General features: G+C 40.7%; 7 protein-coding genes. All 7 read right to left on the bottom strand.

What is annotated here, in order from left to right; translation table 11 throughout:
• Positions 1-224: 224 nt before the first annotated feature.
• Positions 225-851, bottom strand: a complete 627-nt coding sequence (locus VEI_RS01160) for a zinc-ribbon domain-containing protein (protein WP_059361427.1) — start codon at positions 849-851, stop codon at positions 225-227.
• A gap of 135 nt (positions 852-986) precedes the next feature.
• Positions 987-1571: a DUF805 domain-containing protein gene (locus tag VEI_RS01155; RefSeq protein WP_059361425.1), complete on the bottom strand. Its 585-nt coding sequence runs from the start codon at positions 1569-1571 to the stop codon at positions 987-989.
• 8 nt (positions 1572-1579) lie between these two features.
• Complete coding sequence (locus VEI_RS01150; protein WP_059361422.1) at positions 1580-2560, bottom strand: DUF805 domain-containing protein; 981 nt, start codon at positions 2558-2560, stop codon at positions 1580-1582.
• Positions 2561-2736: 176 nt separating this feature from the next.
• Positions 2737-3528, bottom strand: coding sequence for a tryptophan synthase subunit alpha (trpA, locus tag VEI_RS01145; protein WP_005382019.1), 792 nt, complete (start codon positions 3526-3528; stop codon positions 2737-2739).
• On the bottom strand, positions 3521-4714 hold the full coding sequence (gene trpB, locus VEI_RS01140) for a tryptophan synthase subunit beta (RefSeq protein WP_059361420.1): 1194 nt from the start codon (positions 4712-4714) through the stop codon (positions 3521-3523). Before trpB ends, trpA begins: the two co-directional genes overlap by 8 nt.
• Before the next feature lie 42 nt (positions 4715-4756).
• Complete coding sequence (trpCF, locus tag VEI_RS01135) at positions 4757-6211, bottom strand: bifunctional indole-3-glycerol-phosphate synthase TrpC/phosphoribosylanthranilate isomerase TrpF (RefSeq protein WP_059361418.1); 1455 nt, start codon at positions 6209-6211, stop codon at positions 4757-4759.
• 3 nt (positions 6212-6214) lie between these two features.
• Complete coding sequence (gene trpD, locus VEI_RS01130) at positions 6215-7225, bottom strand: anthranilate phosphoribosyltransferase (protein WP_059361416.1); 1011 nt, start codon at positions 7223-7225, stop codon at positions 6215-6217.
• Positions 7226-7574: the final 349 nt, after the last annotated feature.

Here is a 7574-nt window from a genome sequence, read left to right as displayed (position 1 = left end):
CCCTAGATACAAAAGTACCGCTCGCTTAATCATATATTTCCTCTCTAAACAAAACATAAACTCATATTTTATATTTTATTATGTTTTTTTTTTTTGAAAGTCAATAGAAGATTTAGCAAAAAAAAGATGTACTACATCTATGATATGGACCCCCTTTACTGGTTGTCCAGTAAAGGGGGTCCATATCAATACTCTAGCCTTTTTTATTGTTTATATAAATTTATTTATGTTACTAACATATGATCCACTAATATCCATAAAACAATGAGAGATATAATAAGACTCATGGTCAGTACATTAGACGGCGTCGTATCAAAGAAACCATATTTATGTGCCATTTGTTTCGTAATAATTGTGGTTCCCGTTGGCGCTCCAAATCGATTAGCAGCGCTCTTTCCTGGCAGAGCCATAAGAATAAGCATAATAGGCACTCCTACAAAAGGAATAAGTCCTACTAAAACAAACCAACCAGCCCAACCTATATCATGTAAACGACGTACTGCAACAGCAATACCAGGTATAACAAAGCCAATAGATAATACGACAAGTGCAACTAAACCTAGACCAACACCTGTAGTTCCTGATACGGTTGTAAAACGACTAAGAAAAGCACAGATAAACAATATAATAGATACAATTAGCAGATACATAAGGATAAATCGCCAGTATTCACCACGACTGGCTCGGCCTTCAAAATCTGCATATTTACGAATTGCACAATGTTTAAAATTCTCTATAAAACCTAGTTCATAAGAGTCGATAGGCAAAGGAACATTTTTCATGTGTCTACAATATGGACAATACCGCTCTGAATCCGGTATCATCTGTCCACATTTAGAACAAGCCAACATACAAAACCTCTTTCAACGATATAACTTAACATCAATAATTATTATCTAATCAAACTAATTATTTTCATCTATTATTCATTTTACAAGATTTTTCAATATAGTCAATAAAACTTAGGTTAAACTTTTATAAACTTTCTAGGGTATAGTAATAAAACCACTTGTGTTATAAGCTATCCACGCAGCTGGAATAAAATCATATACAAATACCCAAATGTATAAAATGATTGCAAGAGCTCCCATCGTTACGTCTTCACGCAATGATGCAGTACGCTCTATTCCAATTTGCTCTTCTTCGGTAGGAGTAACTACAACATATGAAGTTCTTTCTCCATACGCATTTGATGAAACATCTCCTTGTTTAACAAAATCAGATAGCAGTACAAAAAAACCAACAATAGGTATTAATACCATAAACAATGTCATTCCACTCCGCCCAATATCATGCAATCGCCGACTGGAATAAGCGATGGTAGGCATTAAATAGATCAAATGCATTATAATAAATAGCCAGATCGTATAATCACTTATATCAGAATTTTCTCCAAATATCATATCCACTATAATACTAAGAACACCTAAGCTATTTATGATAATCTCTCGACTCACCATGAATCGCCAAAATTCACTCCGACTAGCACGTCCTGAAAAAGTAGCATATTGCTTAAATCCGCGTTTAAGGGCTTCCATATAGCTAACATCATATATCATATTTTGTTCCATGGGTCCCCCTATCTACGCTCATATGGCGTAATGGATTCAATACGCCATGTTTCATACTCATATATCATATGTACAGCCACATTGTTTGGATAGTCTTTTTCTTTGAAAGTCATATCAAAATCAATATGTTTAATATCATCGTCATCTACATATACACCATCAAGAAAGAAAATGCTGATTTCTCGTCCATGATTTGCTTTCACGGACTTAACCCATTGATCATAGGTGCCATATCTTTCACGCTCTCTATGAGCAAGCAAACGATACGCAGCTTGGTATTGCTCCTTATTAAGATTTGTATAATACTCAGTCATGACCTGTTTTGCAGAACTGACAGCTGTATCACTATCAAGTGTTTTTGCTGCTAAGGTCATAAAAGCGCCCGGTTCCATCCGTAAATACGCTTTGATTTCCTTGTGTGTGGCAGAGTGAAAACTATATAATCCTATGGACCAAAACAAAATAGTAATCAAAGTCGCTAAAATAACGCTCTGTTTACCATAGGACTTAGGCGCTTCTTGCCCCTCTTCAGCATCAACATTTAGCACAGACTCATAGGTATTGCTAAATTGGTCCATTTCAAGATCAGATTCTAGTAGATTCGGACTTTCACTAGCAACAGAAGACACCTTAGAATCACGCAATAGCAAAACAATGATAATCAGAATACCTATATATGGAATAAATACCAATAGTAGCAGCCATTCGCTCGTATTAGTATCGCGAAGTCGGCATACCATAGCGCCTAAATTAGGCAGCGTAAGCGTCATAAAAGCCACCACCCATACGGCAAATACGATGGCAACCATGTACACATAAAGCGCACTATTTTCTGATAATAGCCCTAAAACAGCTATAATGAAACCAAACAGCAAATGTTCTACTAGCATGAATTTCCAAAAGGCACTACGAGAAATAGTACCAGAAAACTCACAATAGCGATCCATTATATTCTCTTTTATCGTATCAATCACTAACTGTCGTATCATGAAAATTCCTTTTCTCAAACAATATATCTAGAATAATCATACCAAATATATTAATTATTTCTCAATGAGTAAAAAACTACACACCCCCCATATGTATTGAAATACTTGTAGCACTATATACAAATAGGACCTATCCATCGATAGGTCCTTATTATCCGTATGCTATAAATCAACTATTATGCGCCGGCCTTTAACACCGCTTGTTTCATAGATTGTACGTAATCAAACAATGCTTGATCTGCATTTTCCCCATGTTCAGCAATGATTTTAACAATAGCGGAACCTACGATAGCACCATCAGATACGCGAGCCATAGCTTCCGCTTGTTCAGGCTTGGAAATACCGAAGCCAACGGCCACAGGAATATCCGTGTATTTGCGAATGGTTTCAACGATGGATTTAATATCCGTCTTGATTTCGCTACGCATACCGGTAACGCCCAAGGACGATACACAATACACGAAACCTTCCGCTTCTTTTGCGATCATTTCGATGCGATTTTCAGATGTTGGGGCAATCAAGGATACTACTTCAACACCATGCTTATGAGCAATTGTTCCAAGTTCACCTTTTTCTTCAAACGGCATATCCGGCACAATAACGCCAGAAATGCCAACCTCTTCACAGAGGGTAAAGAATTTTTCACGACCGAATACATAGATAGGATTCAAATAGGTCATGAATACGAGTGGCACTGTCACCGCATCATCACCAGTACGCAAACGGCGTACCATATCGAAGATATCGTGAATTTTTACACCTGTAGACAATGCACGCGTGCTTGCCTCTTGGATAACTGGGCCTTCCGCTGTCGGGTCCGAGAACGGAATACCGATTTCTACCATGTCGGCGCCAGCTTTCACCATGATGCGAATATACCGTTCCGTATTCTCAATACCATGGTCACCAGCGCTGATGAATGGGATGAATGCCTTGCCCTTTGTGAAAGCGTCTTTAATTTTACTCATGAAGATCCACCCCTCTATATTTCGCCATAGCCGCTACATCTTTGTCACCGCGACCAGATAAACAAATAATAATGATATCATCCTTGCTCATCGTAGGAGCAATTTTACGTGCATGTGCCACTGCATGAGCACTTTCAATAGCTGGAATAATGCCTTCTAAACGAGACAAGTATTCGAATGCATCCACTGCTTCATCATCCGTTACAGGCACATATTCAGCACGACCGCTATCGTGCAAGTACGCATGTTCAGGTCCGATGCCAGGGTAATCAAGGCCTGCAGAGATAGAATATACTGGAGCAATTTGGCCGTCTTCGTCTTGGCAGAAGTAAGATTTCATGCCATGGAAGATACCCACAGAACCTTTTGCGATTGTTGCTGCATGTTCCTCTGTATCAACACCACGACCAGCTGCTTCACAACCGATGAGGCGAACCCCTTCATCAGGAATGAAGTGATAGAACATGCCCATCGCATTGGAGCCACCGCCTACGCAAGCCATAACAGCTGTTGGCAATTTGCCTTCTGCTTCAAGGATTTGCTCACGCGCTTCGCGACTGATGATAGATTGGAAATCACGAACAATCATCGGGAATGGATGCGCCCCCATAACAGAACCCAATACATAGTGTGTATCAGACATACGGTTTGTCCATTCGCGCATCGCTTCAGATACAGCATCTTTTAATGTACTTGTACCAGTTGTTACAGGATGCACCTTAGCGCCCAATAATTCCATGCGATATACGTTGAGCGCTTGTCGTTCACAGTCCTCAGCACCCATGAATACTTCACATTCCATGCCCATCAATGCGGCTACCGTAGCTGTTGCTACACCGTGTTGACCAGCCCCAGTTTCAGCGATTACGCGTGTTTTACCCATCCGTTTTGCCAATAGCATTTGGCCAATTACGTTATTCAATTTGTGAGAACCAGTATGGTTTAAATCTTCCCGTTTCAGATAAATTTTGGCACCACCAAGATCTTTTGTCATGCGGTCTGCATAATACAAAAGGGATGGACGACCTGTATATTTTTTATGTAAATCCTCAAGTTCGCGCACGAACTCTGGATCATCTTTGTACTTATTGTACGCTTCTTCCAATTCGATGACTGCATTCATCAATGTTTCTGGCATAAATTGACCACCGAAGGCGCCAAAATAGCCATGTCTTTGTTCACTCATATAACTTACCTTTCTATATATCATTCCTGCTAATGTATCATGTTATGACAGGGCTATTGTTCTTACGATATTAGTGAAAGCTTTAATCTTTTCATCGTCCTTCACGCCATCTGTTTCAATACCGCTACTAATATCGATGCCGTAAGGGCGAACGGTGCGAATAGCACGCGCCACATTCGTAGAATCGATACCACCTGCAAGCATAAATGGGCGTTCAAACTCATCTAAGCAAGACCAATCAAACACTTCACCTGTACCGCCACGTTCAGCCTTATGATATGCATCAAACAACAGCATATCTGCACTACTATCGATCCATTTTTCCGCATCAGCAGTACTGCGAATTTGAACTGCCTTCCAAACCTCTACATTAGTACATTCTTTTAAGGATTGGATGAAAGCTTCATCTTCATCGCCATGCAATTGCACAGCATCAAGATTGGTTTCATTAGCAATGGTAACGAGGTTGTCTACTGTTTCATTTACAAAAACACCGACAGTTTTTATTGTATCATTCTTATCATGTTCTGTATCTGAGCCATATTTTTTGGCATATCCTCTGTGTAGTTCTTCCACCAATATTTTAGCTTTGTCTATAGTGACTTGTCGTTTGCTCGGTGCAAATACCAATCCCATATAATCTGGTCTTGCTTCTACTACAGCAGGAATTGTTTCAACCATGGAGATGCCACACATCTTAACCTTTGGTGTGTAATAGATCGGACCATAGAGATATGCCAACTTTTCAACCTTGTTAGGAGAACGCATGAAGGTTTCCCCCATCAAGGCGACGCCGATATTGTTATCCCGCAACACTTGGATATCCTCTGGCGTTCCAAGACCACTTTCAGATACGAAAATTACATCATCTTGAACGAGATTACGCAAGCGCACACTATTTTGTACGTCTACCGTAAAGTCTTTCAAATTACGGTTATTAACACCAATAATGCGTGCCCCACAATCGATAGCCATTTGTACTTCGTTTTCGTCGTGAGCCTCTACCAAGGAAGACAAGCCAAGAGAATCAGCTATCTCACGGAACTTGGTCAATGTTGGCACATCTAAACATGCACAGATTAATAGGATTGCACTAGCACCCCATACCTTTGCTTGGTAGATTTGGTACTCATCGATGATGAAGTCCTTACGAAGTACAGGGATTTTGACAGTGCTTGCAATTTCTTGCAAATATTTTTTATCACCTTTAAAGAAGTCTGGCTCCGTCAAAACAGAGATTGCCGCAGCACCAGCCACTTCATATTCTTTGGCGATGTCTAAATAGGGAAAGTGCTCAGCAATAATTCCCTTAGACGGAGATGCCTTCTTTACTTCGCAAATGAAGTTAAAGTCTTGTTGACGAAGGGCTGCTTCAAAAGGAAATCCTGTATCAGATGGTAACGCCAACGCCGCTGCTTTTACAGCCTCAGGTGATTCCACCTTTTTTTCTTGGGCTACTCGAATTTTGGTAGCCTCTACAATCTTATCTAAAATCAATGATTATACCTCTTGGGTTGCTTTCACAAACTGTTCCATTGTGTCAAGAGCCTTACCAGAATCGATCATATCTTTCGCCTCTTCAATGCCCTCTGCCAATGTAAGGCCCTCTTTTGCAAGGTAAATGGCCATGCCTGCGTTAAGAAGAACCGCCGTGCGTTTGCCGCCTTGCTCACCACCGAGAACACGGCGAGTAATCTCAGCATTTACTGTTGCATCGCCACCTTCAAGCTCAATTTTATCAGCGTATTCGAAACCATATTCTTTAGGATCGAATTCGTAGCTTGTGAAAGTACCATTATTAATTTCGCATACGTACGTTTTGTTGGTAGCCGTAATTTCATCAAGGCCATCGAAGCCGTGTACCACAGCACCGCGTTTCACACCAAGGTTAGCCAATACATGAGCCAATGGCTCTACCAAGGATTTATCGTAAACGCCCATCAACTCCACAGTAGCACCTGCTGGGTTCGCCAATGGTCCAAGGATGTTGAACACAGTACGAACGCCTAACGCTTTACGTACAGGGCCTGCATATTTCATAGCTTGATGATACACAGGAGCAAACATGAAGCACATATTGGCTTTATTGAGAACTGCCTCATTTTGTTCACCATTAAGCTCTAATTTAGCGCCTAATGCTTCGATTAAATCAGCAGCACCACATTTACTAGATACACTGCGGTTACCATGTTTCGCTACAGGAATACCTGCTGCAGAAATGATAAAGCCAGATGTAGTAGAAATGTTGAATGTATTCGCTTCATCGCCACCAGTACCAACAATTTCAACTACTGTTTGCTCGTGCGGAACAGAACCAGCCTTTTCACGCATAACCTCAGCAAAAGCTGTAACCTCATCTACAGTAGGGCCTTTCGCTGCTAGAGCACATAAGAAACCAGCCATAGGAACCTCGGCTACATCTCCGCTCATAATCTTGTTCATTGTATCCTTTGCAAGGTCGTAGGATAAATCTTGACCATGGGTTACTTTATATAATGCTTCTTGGATCATTTATAACTCCTTACTTGTTGTTCATTTTGCTTCTGTTCAACGGTAATAGGGCATAGACTCTCATTCATATCGCTTGTGGATTCACAGGGACCTATTCCCTCCACCGGCCGGGTCTGACTTCGGCCTGCGGCCTTCGCAGGGCCAAAGTCGGAACTAGACCCCTGTGAATCCACAATAACACTACGACATTTATTCATCTATATGCCCTACTACCTGCTTAGACTGCCATCAAAATGAACAACAATTAAATATTTAAAAATGTTTCTGCGGCGCTCGGAAGAAGAACGGCGGTGCCGTTCTTTTCCTTTTGTGTTTAAGGAAACAAATGATTTGCAATTTTTATAAAAAG

Source organism: Veillonella tobetsuensis, from assembly GCF_001078375.1.
GTDB classification, from domain to species: Bacteria; Bacillota; Negativicutes; order Veillonellales; family Veillonellaceae; genus Veillonella; species Veillonella tobetsuensis.
The sequence above is the reverse complement of the archived record's forward strand: the minus strand, read 5'-3'. Positions and strand labels throughout refer to the sequence as shown.